This window comes from Streptomyces sp. NPDC104313 (assembly GCF_055583985.1).
In genome coordinates this window covers 181,977-202,007 of the sequence record NZ_JBVJMW010000004.1, presented here as the reverse complement: position 1 = coordinate 202,007, position 20,031 = coordinate 181,977, and the positions used below count along the sequence as shown (strand labels likewise).

General features: G+C 71.6%; 3 protein-coding genes. 1 reads left to right on the top strand and 2 read right to left on the bottom strand.

Translation table 11 applies throughout. The annotated features are described in order from the left end of the window. Positions 1-76 precede the first annotated feature (76 nt). Positions 77-364, top strand: coding sequence for a muconolactone Delta-isomerase (locus ACZ60Q_RS11085; protein ID WP_469631608.1), 288 nt, complete (start codon positions 77-79; stop codon positions 362-364). 148 nt (positions 365-512) lie between these two features. On the opposite strand, the gene ACZ60Q_RS11080 is transcribed toward ACZ60Q_RS11085, so the two are convergent. Both ACZ60Q_RS11080 and ACZ60Q_RS11075 read right to left on the bottom strand, forming a co-directional pair. Then, positions 513-2,099, bottom strand: coding sequence for a hypothetical protein (locus ACZ60Q_RS11080; RefSeq protein ID WP_469631605.1), 1,587 nt, complete (start codon positions 2,097-2,099; stop codon positions 513-515). Positions 2,100-2,197: 98 nt separating this feature from the next. Beyond that, on the bottom strand, positions 2,198-20,011 hold the full coding sequence (locus tag ACZ60Q_RS11075; RefSeq protein ID WP_469631602.1) for a glycosyltransferase: 17,814 nt from the start codon (positions 20,009-20,011) through the stop codon (positions 2,198-2,200). Positions 20,012-20,031: the final 20 nt, after the last annotated feature.

Genomic DNA, 20,031 nt, shown 5'->3' with positions numbered 1-20,031 from the left:
ACCCGCACCTCCCCGCCGGCCACCCACACGCCGGCCCGCCCCCCGAATCCCTCAGTCTCAGGAACAGGACGCGTCCATGGAATTCCTCGTCAACATCCACATCACCTGGCCCGAAGCCATGGACCCCGACGTCAAGGCGAAGGTCTCCGACGACGAGCGCCGCCGCGCCGTGGAACTAGCCGCGTCCGGAACGCTGGTCCGGATGTGGCGGGTGCCCGGCCGGACCGAGAACTGGGGACTGTGGCGTGCCGCGGACCCCACCGCACTCCACACCATCATCTCCTCGCTGCCGGTCTGGCCCTGGATGGACGTCACCGTGCACGCCCTGGCCGATCACCCGGTCGACCCGGGACCGACAGCCTGACGGCACGGCGGCCGGCGCGACAGCGGCGGAAACGATCAAGGGCCGGTTCCGGAAGGCTCCGGAACCGGCCCGACCCGGCCATGCGGCCCTCGGGAGGACACGGGCCTTGCCCGTGCCTACGGCGTCCTACGGGTGGCGGACCGGTGTCTCAGCCGGTGCAGGTGACCTTCAGTGCCGATATCGCATGGTGCTCGTAGTCGCGGTCCTCGCCCCGGTCGTGCAACCGCACGGAGAGCTTCAAGGCGTCCACGGGGAAGGTGCCAGGCACGTTGTACCAGCTGCCGCGACGGTCCTGCTGACGGACGTAGTAGGAGCCGACGAGGTTACTGGTCCGGGGCAGGAACCGGTCGTAGACGGTGTAGTAACTCGGGTCGCCGCCCACCCGCGAGATGTCCGAACTCCCCGGTACGTGGACGGAGATGCCGCACTTCCTCGCGGAGGCGGGCAGGTCGAAGATCCAGGTCGCCGATCCACCGGAGTCCGTGGAGGAACTGCCGGACATCGGCATGGAGAGATACTTCCCGGCGCAGCCGTAGCCGCCGAACCCTCCGCTGTGGGTGGCCCAGCCCTCCTTGCCGTCGCTGTAGTAGCCCGACTTCTGGAAGCGCTGGGTGGGGCACTCCGGCCCGGACACGCCGCTGTACACGACGGCGGGTGCCGCCTTGGCCGCGGAACCGCCCGTTGGCGCCTTGGTGGGGGTGTCCGAGCCCGTGTCGGCGGGAGCCTTGTCGCCGGAGGCCTTCTTCGTCGTCCTGTCGGCCGCTCCGCTGCCGCCCTCGGTCTTCTTCTCGGCGGCCCCGTCCACGGGCTTCCGCTCTCCTCCCGCGTCCGGACGTACGTCACCGGCGGGACCCTTGGCACCGCGGGCAGGTGTGTCACCCGGCTTGTCGGCGCCAACAGCCTTCATGTCCTTGCGGCTTTCGGGGTCGGTGCCCGGTACGTAGCCGCCGGCCCCGCCGTCGCCCTTCCAGGCCGCCGCGGCCTCCTGGCTCTCGGGCTTGGGGTCGTCCTTCTGCGCGGAGGCGACGACGAAGGGGGTCGCGAGGAGCAGTGCTCCGGCGAAGGCCGCCGCGACCACCATCGGACGCGATACCCGGCCGGGCCGCTCCGGCTCACCGCCCTCCCCCGCCGCGGCGCTGCCGGGGGGACCGGAAGTGGCCGCCGCGGACGCGGCCGTGGCGGGTTCGGCGGCAACGGCTCCCGCCGCAGCGGCGGTCGTCTCCGTCGAGGCCGCCCCCGTAGGCGTGGCTGCGGACTCCTCGGCCGTGGATTGCCTCGCCGCGGCGGCGGAGGACTCACTCGTGGCGGGCTCACCCGCGGTGGCCGGCTTCCCGGTGCTCGTGGCGGACGACGCGGTGACCGGTCCGGACACGGCCCCGGCGACGGACGCCGCGGCCCCCTTCCCGGCTGTCGGCGCCGGTTCTTCCCCGGCGACGGCGGAGGTCTCACCGCCCACCGGCCCGCCGGGCCCGGTCGTGGCCCTGCCGATGGAGACACCGACCGCGTGCACGACCGCCGGGGCGGCGGCCGGGGTCTCCTCGGGCTCCTCCGGGCCGGTCCTCGACGAGGTCGGTGTCGGCGCGGAGCCGGCCTTCCCGTCGCCGGCGACCGGAAGGCCGCCGCCTTCCGCGACCGTGCCCGAGGACGGTGCGGACGGGGCGCCTATGCCCCCCGGAGGCATCCCCTCCGTACCGTTCGCGGACTCACTCGCCTCGCTGGACCGCTCTCGCTTCATGGATCGCCCCTCTTTCCCTGCCATGGACTCTCTTCATCCTCTTCGATTGCCGCGCGGAGGGCTTGGTTCCCTTCCCCGGCGGGGAAGGTGACGTCACGTCACTCCCGTTCGTAGGCCTGGTTCTCGCTCTCGGCCGTCAGCCAGTCGATGACGTCCCAGAAGCGCCTTCCCTGGCCCTGGAAGCAGGAGAACTCTCCCTCGACGAGCTCCTCCACCCCATACATCGTCCGCACGTAGTTGTTCAACAGCCGCATGACCGCGAAGGGCCCGGAGGCGGCCGGCCCGTCGTTCTGCATCTCTTCCGCGGTCTCGTAGTGACCGGTCGTCTCGGCGATCCTCTGGATGAGGTGCTCGATGAAGACGGAGTCCCGCTGTGCGGCGACGAAGTGGTTGCCATAGCCACCGATGCGGAGCAGATGATCCACACCGGCGTGGAGCCGGTCCTGGGCCGAGCCGTTCAACAGAGCCAGTTCCTCCTCGCCCGCAGTGCCCCTCAGCACCTTCAGCATCTTGTCGAAGCCGTCCTGGTCGCGGATGAGGGGGCCGAGCACCGGCACGTCCTGCGTCCCCAGTCTGGGAGCGTCGACGCCCTTGAGCTGGAGTGTTCCCGGACCCAGGTCCACATCGGCGTACACGCCACCGTGCGCCTTGAGGACGCTGTACCGGGCGAGGTCGGAGGCGAACGGATAGGCCCCGCCCCGGCTGGCCGTGGCGAAGGTGTCCGCCAGCCGCGGGTCGATGACCGCCTCGATGGATTGCCGCACCAGTCCCGGCATGGTCCGTATCCTCGCGGTGCTCCGCCAGCCCAGGCTGGTGCCGCTGTCGGTCCACAGGTTGGCTCGCCAACCTCCCTCGCGGGCGCGCCTGTTCCACTCGGAGATGTTCGTGAGCGCGGCCTCCGATATGTCGCCGCCGAGCCAGACGAAGTGGAGCTCACGCGGAATCTCGTCGGGAGCCGGGATGTTGGCCCTGACCTCGGCGACCTGTTCCAGCAGACCGGCCAGGTAGTCCGGAGGAGGGCTCAGCGCCCCCAGACGGTGGAGGGCCAGGTCCATGGCGTCGTGATTGCCTCGGCCGAGCGCGTCGAATACGTACGCGCGCACCTCGTCGGGCTCGCCGAGGCGCACCGGCCGGGGCTCCTGGCCCTCGCTCAGGAGCAGGAGACCCAGTGTCGCCTCGGCCTGTTCCTGCCCGGCCGGCTCGGGGTCCGGAGCGACCGGGGCGTGCTCGGGCTCCGGAGCGACCGGTACCGGCTCGGAGGGAGCCGGCCCGCCCGAAAGGGTCTCGGACGGGGCGGGCGTGCCGACGTTCAGGGTTGCGAAGATCAGGTCCGAGAACGTGCGGGCGGACGGCTGATCCGTCCGCGCGGGGACGGGCGGGACGGTCAGGACGTCCGGACCGGACCCGGCCGCGACGGTCAGGACGTCCGGACCGGACCCGGTGGACCTCCCCGCCACGACCCACTCACCGCGGTGCCGGGTGACGGGGTCCGCGAGCAGACCCAGCACACCAAAGACGCCATCGGAACCGATCGGCGGTCCGGCATGGCCGACCCGCACATCGGGGGCGTACCAGAGCCGGCCGGGCAGGGCGTCCGCCGCGTCCCTCACGACGCTCCCGCCGTCGCCGCTCCGGACCTTCGCCGTTTCGCAGGCAACCAGGACGACCGGGGCCAGGGGGAGCGCGGGGTCTCTGAGCGTCTCCATGAAACGGGCGAACTGGGCGCCGTCGACCTCCAGCGGCTTTCCGCCCGCCACCTGGAGTTCGATGCCGTTCTCGGTACCGTGCGCGTCGAAGAACAGCGGCTCGGCCGGCTCGTTCCTCTCCCCCGCCGGGGCGTTCGCCCGCCAGGGGACCCCGCCGGCCGGGAGGTCGGTGTCGAGGACGGGGCTCTCCCCCTTCTCCCCGGTCCGGTAGTGCGCGAACAGCGCCTCGTCCGAGCGGTGCGCCGCGTAGAAGTCCCTGCGGGACACCCAGTCCCGCGAGGTGTGCGAGGCGTAGCCCAACGTGCGGCCGTCGGCGCCGCGGATCAGCTGAAGGCCCTCGTAGACCTGGCCGTAGGTGACCCGGCGGCCGTCCGGGCCCGTGAGCACGGCGTCCGGCGTCCGGCCGGCGACGGTCCGCGCGGGCAGCGGTTCGCTCGACCGGGTGAAGGATGGCGACGTCGCCACCGATGGGGCCTCACCGGACAGCGCCTCGGTGCGGCTGTTGGGGAGCAGGTCCCGCGTGCCGGAGAAAGAGCCGCCACCGGTCGTGCTTCCCCTCAGGGTGCCGGTGAACTTCCTCAGCTTCTCCCGCAGGGTGGCGGAGCGCTCAGGAGGAGTGGGCGCCGACCGGTCCGGCCGCACCGGGGGCGCGGTCTCCTGGTTGGCGCTCTCCGGAGTCACCCAGGCCATATCGATCCAGGTGTCCCGGGTCGCGTCCGTAGGACTGAATCTGCGTGATCCGCTCAGCCCGGACGGCGTCGGGGAGGGATTCTCGCGGAGCCACTTCCTGTTGTAGTCGTTCATCTTGGTGTCGATAAAGCCCGGGCCGGTGATGCCGGCCACGTTCCGGTCCTCGATATCCCTGCCCTTCGCCCCCTTCTCCAGGGGCGACAGGGCCTTCCAGTCGAGGAGGTTGTTCAGCAGATATCCCACGAAGGGGTTCTGGCGGTGGGCGGCGATCAGCTGGTTGCCCAACTCGCCGTTGGCGTAGCAGTCCACGGCCGCGGCCCGGATGTCCTCCGCGCTCACGCCCTGCCCCGGTTCCTGTGTCCCGGTGGTACCAGGACGACCGCGCACGCTGTTCTCGTCCCTCAGCCGGGGCCCGAACATGGGCAGCGCATCGCCGTCGGGCATCCGCACGCCGTCACTCGGCAGCCTGACCCCACCGGGCGCCAGGTCCACGTCGAGGTACACGCCCCCCTGCTTGAAGAGGATGGCGTACCGGACGGCGTCCGAGGCCATCGCGAGGCTCCTTCGGTCCTGGCCCAGTTCGTACAGGACCTTGGCCTTGGTCAGCCGGTCGTCGAACATCGACGCGGGCCACTTCCTGTCGAACACCGAGGGCGCGGACTCCGTCACGGCCAGGTGCTCCCGCCCCAGGGCTTCCAGGAAGGCCCGGTTGGCCTCGCCGCCCGCCGGGTCGGTCCAGACCTGCATCTGCCACCCGGTCTCCTGGGCCTTCACCGCCCAGCTGCGCAGATTCGTCCGGGCGGCAGGTGTCATATCGCCGCCCAGCCAGACGAAGTGCAGTTTCTTGGGAATGGGTGCGGACTCCCCCGTGCCGCCGCCCATCCGCAGCCCGCCCGGCTCGGCGGCCTGCTCCCCCCGGGGCTGGACGTTCAGCAGCAGCTCGTCCGCCCGGGACAGCTGGGCCGGGCCTTCGGAACGCTCCCCCGCACCCTCGGTGGCCTTCCCGTTCCCGCCCGTCTCCTCGGTGCGCCGGTCCTCCCCCGCGAGCCGGGCCGCCGGTTCGGCGGTCTCGTGTGCGCTGACCCACCGTCCCTGTCCCGCCGACGCCCGGTCCTGGACAAGGGCCAGCACTCCCGTGGCGGAGCCGGCCGCCGACGCCACGTGACCGACCATGACGTCGGGTGCGTACCAACGGCGCCCGGGAACCGCGCGTGCGGCGTCCATCACGACGCTCCCACCGTCCGTGGAGCGGATGTTCGCGGTGCGGCAGGCGACCAGCACCACCGGCGCCGGAGGCTTGCCGGGGTCCCTCAGCGTCTCCATGAACCGTGCGAACTGCGCGCCGTCGACCTCCAGCGGTTGTCCTTCGCCGATGTGGAGCTTGACGCCGTCGCGGGTGCCGTGCGCGTCGAAGAAGACCGGCCCCGGCTGCCGCTGTCCGGACGGTGTGCCCGAACCGGTGCTCCAGGGAACCGTGTTGGGCGAGGTCCCGTCCCCGGCCACCCGGAGGTGCTTGCCGCCGCTCGTCTCCCGGTAGGCCGTGAACGACGTCTCGTCCGCCCGGTACGTGGCGTAGAAGTCCTTGCGCGGCCCCCAGTCCCGGTCACTGTGCGACGCGTACCCGATGGCCTGGCCCGTCGCGTCGCGGATGGTCCGCAGGCTCCCCCGCGCCTGCTCGAAGGAGACCTTCCGGCCGTCCTTGCCGGTGAGTTCGTCCTTCGGGCTGCCGCCGCCCGGTTCCGTCCGGTCCGGTGCCGGGTCGATGCCGGTCAGCCAGGTCCCCTCATTCGGCAGCACGGTGCTCGAACCCGACCTGCCCGTGCCCCACGAAATCGAGCCCTTGATCCTCCTCACGGTGCCCCCGAGCCGCTCGGACAGCGTTCCCCGGCGGGAGAGGCCGGGCGTCGGCTCGGGGACTTCCTGGTTCTCGCTCTCGGCGGTCACCCAGTCCAGACGTGTCCAGTCCTCCCAGGCGGCCGCCCGGACACGGAACCGGTTGGGCGGCGGCCTGAATCCGCGGTGCGTGACCGGCTCCGTGTCGAGGGCCTTGACGAGCACGTCGTACTGCCGCAGGAGGAACCCCGGACCGGTGCTGCTGGCCACGTTCTTCGACTTGATGGTCGCCTTGAGGGTTCCCCTGACGTAGGGGTCCTTGTCCTTGGTGTCCGGCAGATTGTCCAGGACCTGCTTCATCAAACGGCTCCGGGGATGCGCGATGATGATCTGGGTCCCGAAGAGACCCTCCTCGTAAGCGGCGTCGGCGGCCTCCTGAACACGGTCCGCCACGGGGGCGTCGTCCGCGAGCCGGAGCGCCCTTCGCACGCTGCCCAGATCCTGGAGCAGGGGACCGAGCATCGGCAGGGTGTCGTCGCCCCTGCCCAGCATCACGCCCTCGGGACGCAGCACCACGCCGCCGGGGCTCACGTCCACGTCGAGGTACACCCCGCCGTGCCGGTGGAGCAGGGCGTACCTGACGATGTCGGAGGCCATCGCGAAGCTCCGCTGCGCCCGCGCGGCTTCGTACAGGGCGAGCACCTTGGGCGGCGGCTTGTCCCCGCCGGCGCTCTTGTCCTTGCTGAACAGCTCCTTGATCGGCCGCTGTTGGACGGTTCCGTCGGCCACCAGGGCATCGAGGAACTCCTTGTTGTTCCTGCTGCCGCTCTCGTCCGTCCAGATCCTCAGCCTCCACCCCGCTTCTCGCGCCTTGCCGGCCCACGCCTCGATGTTGGTGCGGGCGGCCTCCGTCAGTTCGCCGCCCATCCAGGTGAGGTTGATCTCCTTGGGCACCGCGGCGAGCGGGCCCCTTCCCTCGCCCACGTAGTGGATCGGGCCGAGGTCGGCCGAAACGGTCTCCGCGTCGGCGTTGAGCAGCAGGTCCTGCGGTACCGCGGACCGGTAGCGGCCGTCGGAGAGGTGCAGCACCACACCGGGCCGCGTGGTCCCGCCGGGGCTCGTCACCGGGGCGGCGAACGTCAGATGGCTCAGGTCCGGCTGGACGACGGTCACGGGTATGCCGAGCACCCGGGCCGCGAGCAGCGCCGCCAGGTCGCCCGCGGAGTGGTTCCAGCCGGTGTCCTTGCGGTCGCCGATCTGCTCGTCGCCCGGGCGCAGCAGTGACATACGGGCCAGCTCCAGGCGCTGTACGTCGGTCAGCCGGGCGGCCACGGTGTCCGGGAGACGTCGGCGCGAGTCAGCGTGCTCGATGCCTTCCGCATCGCTGAGCGTGATGCCGGCGTCGGTCAGTTCCCCGGTGGTGAAGCGCTCCTGCGGGTCGATGGCGAGGAATCCGGCGAGTTCACCGCCGTCCGTCATCAGCCGGTCGGCGAGCCGCTGCCTCAGGTGCCCGACGTCCTCGGCGGAGACGGTCCTGCCGGGCCCGCTCAGACCGAGCCCGGCGAGGATCTCGGGGTGGGCGCGGTCGACGGCGTCGAGCAGGGAGCGGTGGAAGCTCGTACCGACGTCGAGGTGCGCGGGACCGGTGGAGGGCGGCTCCACGAGGTGCAGGACGTGACCGTCAGGTGCCTTGAGGCTGACCGGCCGCCCGTGTGCGTCCGCGTCCTGGGCGACGTAGGGATCGGGGAGGGACCTCATGCGGGACGGACGGACGTAACCCTCGGGCTCCGGTGCGGGATGCCAGGGTGTGATGACCCGCACCCCGGTGCCGCGCTCTTGGGCCCCCTGCTCCTGGAGGCTGCGGACGGAGCTGTCCACCGCTGTGAAGTTCGCCTGCACGAGAGCGAGTTCATGCAAGGCTGCCTGCTGGCCATCGACCGCCCGGTCGAACACCGAGCGGGCGTCCCGCGTGGCGTCCCGGTGCCTCTGTGCCTCTCCCTCGCTGCGTGACTTCCCGGCCCGTCGCTCGGTCGTCCCGGGGGTGTCGAGGCCACAGTGCGCGGCCAGAACGGCCTCGAGCGAGGACCGGTAGGCGGCGTCCGCCGTGCGCAGGCGCTGCGCCCAGCCCGCCGCCTTGGCCTGTTCGCGGCGTACCGCCTCCGCGTCCGACAGCGGCCCGGCGTTGTCGAGCCGGCCCTGCGTACGGGCGATGATCTCCTCCCGCTTGACGAGGCCCGGCAGGCCGGAGACGACAGCAGCCGCGTCCGGCGCGGGCACCGGGGCCTCGGGGTCACGCAGCGATTGCAGCGCCACGAGCGCGTCGAGCACGTCGAGCGCTTCGGAGAGCGGGGGGTAGCCCTCGAGGGTGACGGGGGCCTGAACCGGCTCGACGGCCGGTGTCACTCTCCAGGGGACCGGCGGGGTGCCGGTGGGGCGGGTGCCGGTGACCGGGTAGTGGTCGATGGCCTTCCAGGCGGCCTCGGAGGCTCCGGCGAGGTGGTGTTCCGCGGTTGCGAGATCACGACGCCGGTTGGCCAGATCCTGCTGGGCCTCGGCGTACCGCGACTGCGCCGTGGTGAGCAGTTGCCGTGCCGCGGTCACGTCCGGGCCGACGGGATCCGATGTCTCCATGAGGCCGTGGAGCTCCGCGTGGAGGGAGGAGATCTCGCTGCCGATCGCGCGCAGACGCCGCTCGGTGCCGTCCGCCGTCGCGGCGGCCTTGGTGTACTTCCCGGTCTGCTCCTTGACGATGGCCGCGGCAGCCTCCACCTCGGGCGGCAGCAGTCCGTGCTCCCGGGCGACATCGAACGACACCCACATCGTCACCCCTTCCCGCACGGTGTGCTCGACGGTGACCGGGGGCCGGGAACCGGGCCTGTGGGACCGCGGGACGAACGGCAGGTCGGCGATGCGGTGCGATGCGGTCGCGGTCTGCAGTACGTGCAGGGGCGCCTGGATGAGCACGGCGCCGCCGGCGAAGGGCTTGAGCGTGGTCAGCGGGGAGTTGCGGCGGTCGGCGGCCCCGCCCGCCGCGTCGGAGTCCGCCCAGGCCGGCACGGTGGCCGGGGTCCCGACGGTGGGCTCGGTCTGGAAGCTCGGACCCGCGGTCGCCGCCGGTGCGTGCGCATCGGTGATGTCACCGGTGTAGATGTCGTTGTCCAAGGTCCGTCGGCTGCCGCCGATTCCCGCACCCGGGTCCACTGCCAGCAGGGCGGCCCGGGAGAGATCGACGTCGACGGAGATCCTCAGGGTCGCGTCCGTCCCGCCGATCGTCGACGTGGTGTCGTGCAGCGTCACGGTCAGGCTGTCGCGGATCATCTGCGGGAAGTAGGCGCTCAGCACGTCGGTGCTGATGCCCCCCTTCAAGGCTTCGGCCGCGGCGGTGCCGGGTCGCGTCAGTACCGTCCCGCGCACGTAGCGGCCGTCCCCGCCCGTGGGCATCGGCGTCTCGGCGTCGGTCGTCGTGCCACGTCCCTTGACGGCGAGGTCGACGGCGTACGCCGCGGCGTCCCGGAGGGCGGTGATGCCGCCGACGGTGGTGACGACGACGCTCTCCGGGCCGGTGGCGAACAGCTCCCTGCCCGACGCGTGGCGCTCCCGGAGCACCACGGCCCGCCGCTGATCGGGGGGAAGCAGCAGGGGACGTGCGGGCTGCTCCGGCCCGGTCCTCCGCGGTTCCGTCGTCCGCCGTTCCGTCGACTGCGGTTCCGTCGACTGCGGTTCCGTCGACTGCGGTTCCGTCCTCTGTGGTTCCGTCCTCTGTGGTTCCGCTGCCTGCGGTCGGGCGAGGCTCAGCGGCATCACCACCTCGGCATCGCCGACGGGATAGGTGTGACGCACCACGGTCCCGTCGGGCAGCTCAAGGGTGAAGGTGGCGTCGAACCCGGTCCGGCCGGTCACCACCGGCCCCTCGAAGGCCACCTGGGCGCTCACGGCGTCGTTGACCGTGTGAGCGAGGGATGCCGAGCGGGAGGACCCGACGCTGTCGTCGAGGGTGACGAGGGCGCTCCGCAGGCCCGGACGGTCCGAGACCGTCGGCATCTCGCTGATCCGGTACCCGGCCTCGTACCCGCGCGCCAGCTTCTCCGTCACGGTCTCCGCCGTGAACGTGGGCCGGGCGATCGTGGGCTTCACGTCGTGGCGCAGCACACCGGGTGTGAAGCCGCCCCGAGTCAGGGTCACGGTGAGACTGGCGTCCTTGGCCGGTCCGATCTTGTTCCGGGCCAGGCGGAGGGAGGTGCCGCCGTTCTCCATGCCCGACTGCAGAGCACGGATTCCGGACGGCGACAGGGCGGTCATCTGCCGTGCGAGGCCGCCGAGCTGGTCGGCCAGCAGGCTCTCGGGCCCGAGCCAGCTCCTGTGCTGGGGCAGGGTCTCCAGCAGGAGGCCGGTGAACTCGCCGATCGCCCGGTTCATATCGATGCGGCCGACCGTGAGCGTGGCGTGCGAGGCGGCGTCGACGGCGGTGTAGCGCTGCTGCGGCGCCGGCGCGGCGAGACCGTCGTCGAAGATCCCGGCCTTCCTCGCCTCGGCGAGCGGCAGCCATACGAGCAGGCCGTCGGGGATCTCCACGACGCGGCCCCGGGGCGGCCGGCCGCGCACCGCCTCCATGGGCGTCCCCAGCAGACCGGACGGCTGGGACCGGGCCGCGAGGTGCCAGGCCACGTCGGCGCCGACCAGCACCATCGGCCCGGTGTACTGGACCGTGTGGGCGGGGTTCGCCGACAGTGCCTGGGCCTCGGTCGCGGTGGCGGTGCGCTGGTACGGCGACGCCGTGAGTCCGTAGGTGCCGGAGGTCTGGAACGTGTCGGTGTGTTGGGCCCGGAAGGCGAGCAGGGCCGAGACGGTGTGGCTGCGGACGCGGGCGACCGAGTGTCCCGTCCCGTTGGTGCCCGAGCCCACGTTGGACAGCGCGAGGTCGCTGGAGTCGACGACGGCGAGCACACGCGTCCTGCGGACCTCGGGCCAGGCGCTGACCGACGCGGTGATGTCGGTGACGGCCGTCCTCCCGAACAGGTCGCTGACGTGCTTGCCGCTCTGTGCCGCGTCGCTGAAGTCCGCTTCGTTGCGGCCGGAGACGAACGCCTCGGTCAGGGCGCTGGAGGCGGGGGTCCCGTCGGTCGTGTAGATCCAGGAGTCGCCGGAGACGGAGGCGAGCAGTTCCTTGAGGTGGCGCAGCACGACCTCGGGCGAGGTGACGCTCTGCACGGAGTGCAGGCCGTCGAAGAGTGCGTGGGGCGTCCAGTCGTCCGTGGAGAGGGGTTTCCCGGAGGAGAGCAGCTCGGCCCGGACCGGCGCCATCTCCGTCTCCCGGGGGCCCGCGACCGCGTCCGGCACGTTGACGTGCGGAGGCACGGCGACGGAGAGCGACGCGGGTACGGCGAGGGTGACCCGGCCGGGGACGGAACCCGCGGTGGTCGCTCCGGCGCCCTGCTCGGTGGCGAGGACGTCGACCGTCCTGTCGGCCGGCTTCACGAACCATCGGGTACTGAGCAGTTCGCCGGTCATGGTCCGCATGATCTGACGCGGCCGGGTGAAGCTGGTGGCTTCGGCGGTGAAGGTCAGATCGTAGGACCACAGATGCTGCGCCCCGGAGCTGGCGATGCCGCCCTCCGGGGTCAGCGTCGGACCGTACATCATGGCGTAGGCGCTCTGCCCGCCGTACCGGTAGCCGATGGTTCCGATGGAGCCGACGCCCTTGATCCCGAGAAGACCCGCGTCGAGGCCGATCGTCCAACCGTGGGTCCGGATGGTCGCGCTGTCCGCGCGGCGCGTCGACAGGAGGCTGTTCGCCATGCCCACGTCGTGATGAGTACCCGCGAACCGGCGGTTCTCCGCCTGCGCGCGCACGGTGACGACGACATAGCTCTTCCTGAAGGAGTCGAGCTGCTCCAGCTGGATCCGCAGTCCGGTGCTGGTCAGACGGTCGAGGGAGCCTTCCAGCACCGTACGGGCGAGTGCCTGGCGCAGCTGGTGGGTGTTGCCGACCGCCTTGTTGTGCCTCCGGTCGCTCCCGCCGCCGGTGACGTCCGTGGCCGTTCGGGGCGGGAGCACCAGCCCGGGGTGGGCGCGGTGGAGCCCGGCCTGGATACGGTCGACCAGCTCGTCCGTCAGCGAGACCTGGGACGGAGCAGTCTCCGGGGCGCGGGTCGCCGCGAGGTCCAGGACCGTGTGCAGGCCGAAGGTCGCCGGGTCCTCCGACGTCAGATACGCGGGGGCGGGGGGATCCTCGGCACCCGGAACGGGCGAGGTGCCGTCGTCCCAGCCGGCCAGTCTGCGCGCGTCGGCCCGTGGCAGCTGCACCGAGGCGGTGAGGAACGCCTCTGCCCCGTTCGGGGCGTTCTCGACGACGGGGCCGGTCTGTGCGGCGGGCCCGGGCGACTCCCAGTCACCGCCCTGCTTGCGCAACTCGATCCGGAACCGGACGTCGTAGAGCCCCGAATGTCCTCGGCTGCTGAGTGTCCGCGTGGACTCCGCCGTGTTGCCGGCGTAGCTGCTCTCCGCGCGCTGGGTCGTCAGGCCCGCGTAGCCCGCGACCTGGGCGCTCAAGGTACCCACGGGCTGGAGCAGTGCGATCCGGGGGCCCAGGGAGATGCCGAGCGCGGCGCCCTGGGTGTTCTTCTTCTCGGTGGTGGCGGTGGAGCGCTGCGCGTCGGACTTCTTGACGTCGGTCATGTCGGACGCCTGGCGCAGGGTGGCGTCGACGGGGACGAGCCGGAGCTCCACCGAGCCCAGTGACCGGTCGCCGAGACCGGCGAAGAGCGGAGCGCTGACCACCGTTTCGCCGGAACTCTGCGCGATCATGGCACGCAGACTGTCCTCGCCGAACAGGTCGCCGAGTTGGTGACGGAGGAAGGTGCCGGGGGCCGCTTCGGGGAAGTTCGCGCGTGCCCAGTCGAGCAGCCGGGTCTCCGTGGTGACGCCCAGCGGCGCGAGCAGATGAGGCCGGGCGCCCGGCGCGAACGTGATCGCGTGTGGCAGCCGGTCCGGGACCGCCGGGTCGGTGACGCTGTCCGGGACCCGCCAGGTGACCCCGTCCCGTATCCGGTAGTGCCGCGTGCCGGGGCCGGGCTGCTGCTGGTCCGGGGGCAGCACACGGCGCTTCTTGTCCCAGACGTGCGTGGACTCGACGACGATGTGCAGATCGCTCACATGCAGATGGCTGCCGTCCTTGCCGACGGCGGCCACGCTGCTCTGGGCGCGGCTCTCCTGGGTGTACGTGTAGCCGGCGTCCATGCGCCGCCCGCTGAGGGACACCGACGCGAGCGCGCCGACGGTTCCTACGGAGGGGGCGAGCGGGATCGCCACGGCGAAGGCGCGGGACACGTTGAGGGTTTTGGTTTCCGTGGCGCCGGGGCGGATGCGGAGTTCGGTATCGACCTTGACCGGGGCGTCGGTGGTCTTCGCCTCGACGGTCCTGACCTTGACGGAGTCGGTATCGGTGGACTTCACCCCGCTGTTCGTCACCCCGCTGTTCGTCGCCTCGGCGGACTTCACCCCGGCGTCCTTCGACCCGCCGGCCTCGGAGTCGCCGCCCTGGTCCCTGGCGGTGCCGGCGGTCTCGTCCTTGGCTCCCCCGCCGGTCTCGTCCTCGACCGCCTCGATGGTCTCGTCCTTGGACGTCTCGTCCTTGGACGTCGAGCTGTCCTTCACCGGACCCGAGGTCGAAGGCTCGGCGTGGCGCCGCCAGTTTCCATAACTCTCCACCGAGAGGGAGATCTCCCGGTGACCGCCGTCCATGGTCGGCAGAGTGAAGGTCCGGGGGCTGAGCAGCGTGTGCGGGCCCTGGGTGAGCACGCGCCTCAGCTCGTCGAGCCCGTCGGGCCGCAACCGCCACCCGGCGGCAAGGGAATCGACCAGCGCGTCGCCGCCTCTGATGGTGATCCGCCCGTGGCCGTGCCCCCGCAGCGACCTCGGAAGCATGGCGTTGTCGTCATACGTGACGAACCCGCCGGTCCGCTCCGGTCCGGGCGGGGCGGCGTCGCTCTCCAGCAGCGGGTCGGCGAAATCCGCCTCGACGACCTTCACGCCCGGATTCCCTATCCGGCGGAACACCTCGTCGCGGAGGGCCTGTTCGGTGTTCAGGTCCGGTCGATCGCGGCGTGCACGGTACATCCGCTGCTCGTACTCGTCCGCCGGGAGCGCGTTCAGGGCCCTGTCGCGGGCCGTGGGCTGCTGGTACGCGTGCGACGCGCCTGGTTGCGAGGGGTCGTCGCCGCCCGGGGCTCCGGGCTCCTTCCCCTTCCCGTTCCCGTCCTCGTCCCCGTTCCGGTTTCCCTCGCTGTTCTCCCTCGCCGGGATCCCGGAGTCCTCGGGGACGGAGACCACGGAGTCGGCGTCATCGTTCTCCGACGCCTTGCCGGACCGCGTCTCCCCCTCGCTATCGACCTGGTGATCGCTGTCGAGGCCGGACGCGTCTTCACTTCTCGCCTCAAACGCGCCGTCGGTCCTGGCCTCGGACACGTCCTCGATCCCTGGGCGGGCGCCGTCGTTCGCCTCGGATTCCGTGCTGGTCCGCGTATCGGTCGACGTATCGGTGAGGGACCGCGAGTCGTCCTCGGTCCGGGTGCGCGGGCGACGGCTGCTCGGCGACGGCAGGTCGTCCCTGCCCACCGAGCGGGCGCTGTCCCCGTCCTCCCTCCGGGACTCCGACGCGTCATGCTGCCGCCGCGGAGCTTGCGACACCTGCTCGCCGAACTGCGCCGAGGCACGCCGGTCGCTACCGGAGCCGGTCGGCCGCCCGGGCTGCGCCGCGTTGTCTGTCTCCCCGTCGACGCCGGTCCGGGCGGCGGGAGTCCGTACGGTCTCCGGGAGCCCGGCCTTCGAGAGGGCTCCCTCGTCCGTCAGTTCGGTCCGGCCCGTCAGTTCCGTGTCCCCGACGTCCGTGCTCTTCTCCGGTACGACCTCTTCCGCCTTGGGAGTGCCCGGCTCGTCGCCGCTCGTCGCCAGCTCCCGCAGCCGTTCCACCAGCGTGCGGGCATCCCGGGCCGCCCGCTCACGTACCTTCTCGGGCAGCTGGTCGAGCGAGCGGTCGATACGCCCGTCGAGGTCGCGCAAGCGGTCCGGAGCGCGCAGTTCCCGCTCCAGGCGCTCCTGGCCCTCGCGCCTCAGCTCCGCCGTCTCCGCGTCGTGGTCGTCGAGTATCCGGTCGAGGGCCCGGCCGTCGTCCGCCGCCTCCTCCAGCCTGCGCTGCCATGCGACGCGGCGTTCGGGGACTCGCTCCGCCCCGGCGGGATCGCCGTCCGAGATGGCCTTCAGCCGACGGTCACGGTCCAGCCGCACCATCCGGTCGTACTGCTCCCGCTCGACGGCCTGCCTCGCCGTGTCGTCCTCGGCGTTCGCGTACCGCTCGTCCCACTGCCGTCGCTCCTCGCGGGAGAGACCGATGTCGCTCCCCTCGTTCAACCGGTCGAGCCGTACCCGGTCGCTCTCCGCCCGGGTGTCCTCGGAGCGGTCCCCGACCGGAGTGCCGTCGCCTCCGTCACTGCCGGCGCCGTCCTGCGGCGGGGGTGGCGGCTGCGTCGTGTCCTGCTGACCGCCTGCCTCTCCCAAGGCCTCCCACCGCGCGTGGAACGACGCGATGTCGGCGTCCAGCCCAAGACTTGCGGCACGGCGTTCGTACTGGGCGTCGATCTCGCTCTCACGCCCGGATCCTTCGAACCGGCTCTTCCAGGCGTCCAGTTCCCTCTCGGATGCCCCGAGCTCCCGCAGAGTCGTGAGCCGTCGCGACGCCGTCAGCTCGGCGTCGTAGTCGGCCCGCACCTTGTCGAGATCCTCGGGGGTTTCCGACTGCTGCCGACGGTCCTCCCATACGAGGAACCGCTCGCGGTCCATGCCTGCCTTCTCCGCGCCGGCCCACCGGCTGTCGGCCAGCCGCTCCCGCAACGCCTCAACGGTGTTGTCGGCACGGGCCTTGAGGTCGGACCCAAGAGCGCCGAGTCGGCTCTCGAACTCGTCCAGCAGCTGGGTCGTCCGGCGCGGATCCCCCCCGAGAGCCGACTCCTCGATGTTCAGGGCATGTCGCAGCCACTCGGTGCGGCGCATGCCCAACTGCGCGGCCCGCGCCTCGTGTCCACCGTCGACATGACCGCGGAACTGTCGCAGGCGATCACCGATGCCGTGCACGGCGACAAGGTCGCCCAGTTCCCGCAGTCCGTCGGCGGCGGCGGCGTGCCGGCCCGCTCCGGCATCGGCCCTGATGCTCTCGCCCAGCCGCTGCCGCGTCTCCCTGTCGACACCCACCCTGCGGGCATCGGCCAGCAGGGCGTCGGTCTCCCGCTCCACGTCCCTGGTCAGCCTGCGCCGCTCCGGGGCCGTCCGGCCCTCGGGTACGTCGGGAGTCTGCGCCAGCCGGTTCAGCAGGTCGCCGCCGGGGCCGTCCAACGCGTCCAGGCGCGTGATCATGGAGTCGACGCCGTCGTCGTGCAGGTCGAAGCCCTCGGGGAAGGGCAGGTCGTCACGCGTCTCCGTACGGAGCGGATTCCGCGACTCCTCGGTGGCCGGCCTCCGGCCGTCGCTCTCGGTCCGCTCCGGGGCCTGTCGGCTCTCCGCCGGGGGCTCCATGCCGGGCGGGGTCTTCGGAATGTCCGGGAACACGAGGTCCGGCCGGTCCGCGGCGAAGGCTCCCTCGCCCGGTACGTTCTGCGGCACATCGGCCAACCGCAGGTCAGACAGGTCGGACCCGTGGGCGGACGAGTCGGTGGGCGCCGGCTGCCGCGATCCACCGGGGGCCGTTCCGGCGCCACCGGGCTTCGACACGGCCGGTGCGGGGCCCGGCGGCGTGATGTTGCCGCCCTCGCCCCTGTAGGGAGAACCGCCGTCGGCGTCGACGCCGGGCTTTGTCCCGTCGGGCTCCAGCCCGGTCAATCCTTCGTCCTCAAGGGCGGAGCGATACCGCTCACGGAGTTCGTCGACCCGTGCGGTGGGGCCCTGGCCGTCGGAGTCTCCCTCCTTCAGCTTTGCCAGCCGTGCCGCAAGGTCGGATTCCCAGTCGTCGGAGTTCCGCGAGTCCTTCAGCCGGTCCAGGCGCTCCTGCAAACCGGCGAGTTCGTCCGACGGCCGGTTTCCCGGCCCGGAGTCGTCGGACCTCAGCCGGTCCAGGCGTTCCTGCAGAGCGTCGAGTTCGTCCGGGATCCGGTGCTCCGGACCGGAGTCGTCCGACCTCCTGTTGGACAGCCCGTTCTCGCCGTCGCCCGAGGTGTCCGGGAAGCCGTTCCGTGACACGTCGGGCATGCCCGCCAGAAGCTGCTCCGTTTCCGGCGACAGTTCCGCGCCCAAGGGTGTCCGGGGTACGTCCGCAAGGCTCTCCAGGAGCCTGTCCACGTCCGCTTCGTCATACGTCACGGCCTCGGCAAGCCGGTCCTGGTCCTGACCGTGGTTCTGGTTCTGGTGTTGTTCCTGGTCCGGGGAGCTGGGTGTCCCGGGTTCGTCCGTGGAACCGTTCAGCAGCAGGTCCGGCTCCGGCGTCGTGACCGGCGGCGCGGGGGGCCCGGAGGTGAAAGGGGTCGCGGCCGGATCGGCCGTGGCGCCGGTGCTGCTGGTCGTGACGTCGCCGCCGGTGGTGTTGCCGCCGTCGTTCGTGAAGGTCGTGTCGTTCGAACTGGTGGCGAAGGCGGGAGCGGACGCTCCGGACACTTCGTACGGTGCGGCGTTCCCGTCGTCGTCGCCCGGGAACAGGGTCTGGCTGTCCGAGGAGCCGTCCGTGTCCAGGTAGTAGAGGCTGTCGCTGTCGGAAGCGCTGTCGCCGCCGCGCGGCGTGACACCGTCCGAACCGAGGCCGGAGGACGAATCCGTGAGCGTGCGGTTGTCGACGTCGTTCCTCGTGCCGGATCCGTCGCGCGCCGTCGCGGTCGACTCGGTGCTCGGCCGCGGTGCGGCGGACGGCGGGGTGGGCGAGTCGGTCGGGAAGACCGGGGGACGCGGCGGCGGCGCGGCCGGGGGTCCCTGGACCGCCTGGTGAAGGGCCTGGAAGCCGTGGGCGACTCCCCGGCCCATGATGCCGCCCGCCGCGCCCGCGGCCGCCGTCCAGCCGCTGACCGTGAATTTGTTCTCGGGGCCGAAGAGAAGGTTGTACATGCCCTCGGTGACGACGGCGTGGCCGGCCTCCCCGCCGATCTCACCGACGAAGCTACCGATCCGGAAGCCGATGTTGCCTTCGATGTTCTTGCTGATGGTCTGGACGAAGGAACCGGGCAGGTCGTGCGAGAGCGCCCGCACTCCGTTCTCCCCCAGGTCCTTCACGTACGGCTTGAGCGCGTCGTCCAGCGAATGGGTCAGCCCCTGCCAGTCGGCCTTGCCGCCCCAGTTCTTGACCAGTGCCTCGCCGTAGTCGCGTCCCAGGTTCCGGGCGGTCTCGTTGCCGATGGAGCCACCGAGATTCTTCTCGAAGGCGTTCGCGAAGTCCTTGACGACCTCCCGGCCGACCGCACCGGCGGCCGCGCCCCTGGCGCCGTCCGCCCCCAGATGATTCAGGGACTCGTTGGTCCGGCCCATGATGTTGCCCAGGCGCTCACCGAGCTTGCGAGCGGATTCCTCCGAGATCGTCTGGCCCGCCGCGCCTGCCCCGGCCTTGCTTCCGGCCCCGGCCGCACCGTCGCCGGCACCGGTCGCGACCTTGCCCGCACCATCACCGGCACCACCCGCAACCTTGCCCGCACCATCCCCAGCACCACCCGCAACCTTGCCCGCACCGCCACCGGCACCGCCTCCGGCGCCCTTACCAGCACCGCCACCGGCGCCGCCCGCGCCCTTGCCGACACCGCCACCCGCACCGCCTCCGGCGCCCTTGCCAGCACCGCCACCGGCGCCGCCCGCGCCCTTGCCGAGACCGCCCACCGCACCGCCTCCGGCACCCTTGCCCAGATTCCCAGCGCCCTTGCCCGCACCGGCCGCGGCGCCGCCAGCGCCCTTGCCGCCTCCGGCCAGCCCGTTGCCCAGCACCTTCCCCGCGTCGTTGCCGAGGATCTTGCCGAGGCCCTTGCCGGTCAGATTGCCCAGGAGCTTGCCGAGACCTCCGCCCAACAGCGCGAACGGTCCTCCCAGCACTCCACCGATGGCGGCGAACTTCGCGGCGTCCCCGGTGAACTGCTTGTTCCACTCCGTACGGTCACCGCGGCCGAGCTGGGTGAGCTGGAGGATGGAGTCGAGCAGCAGGCCGCCGACGAGGCCGGTGATGGTCTGCATGATGATCTGGGCCAGCAGGAACTTGAGGATCAGTACCGCCATGGACCGGAACGCGGCGATCGCGGCCGCCGCCCAGATCTCCGACAACCCGCCGGTCACCGGCATCAGAGCCTGCGCCAGGGCTATCTGCACGACGAGCAAGGCGAGCTGGCCGAAGATCATCCACTTGGTGTACTCGATGTCGGCGGCCGTCGTGTGGGCGTTCTTCGACAGCTTGAGGGCGTCCTCGTAGGCCCGTTCCAGAATGCTCTCGTTGCCGTTCGTCCGCTCGACGAACTGCCGTGCGTACGCCACGAACCGGGTGGCGGTCTCGCCCTCGAAGTCCTCGTCGACGCGGCCGACGACCTGCCGCAGAAGTTCCTCGACCTCACGGAACTTCTCGGCCATCTGACGATATTCGTCGCTGACCAGCCGCAGGGAGTCCTCGTTCGCCTGCGGGAAGGGCATGCCGGTCAGGGTTTTGAGGAGTGTCCCCCACCCCTCGGAGACCTCAATCGCCATCGTGTGGTTCCGCGTCTTCG

Bases quoted from the DNA above. Each gene is read 5' to 3' on its own strand.
- ACZ60Q_RS11085 (WP_469631608.1), top strand. From the start codon at position 77: ATGGAATTCCTCGTCAACATCCACATCACCTGGCCCGAAGCCATGGAC.
- ACZ60Q_RS11080 (WP_469631605.1), bottom strand. From the start codon at position 2,099: ATGAAGCGAGAGCGGTCCAGCGAGGCGAGTGAGTCCGCGAACGGTACG.
- ACZ60Q_RS11075 (WP_469631602.1), bottom strand. From the start codon at position 20,011: ATGGCGATTGAGGTCTCCGAGGGGTGGGGGACACTCCTCAAAACCCTG.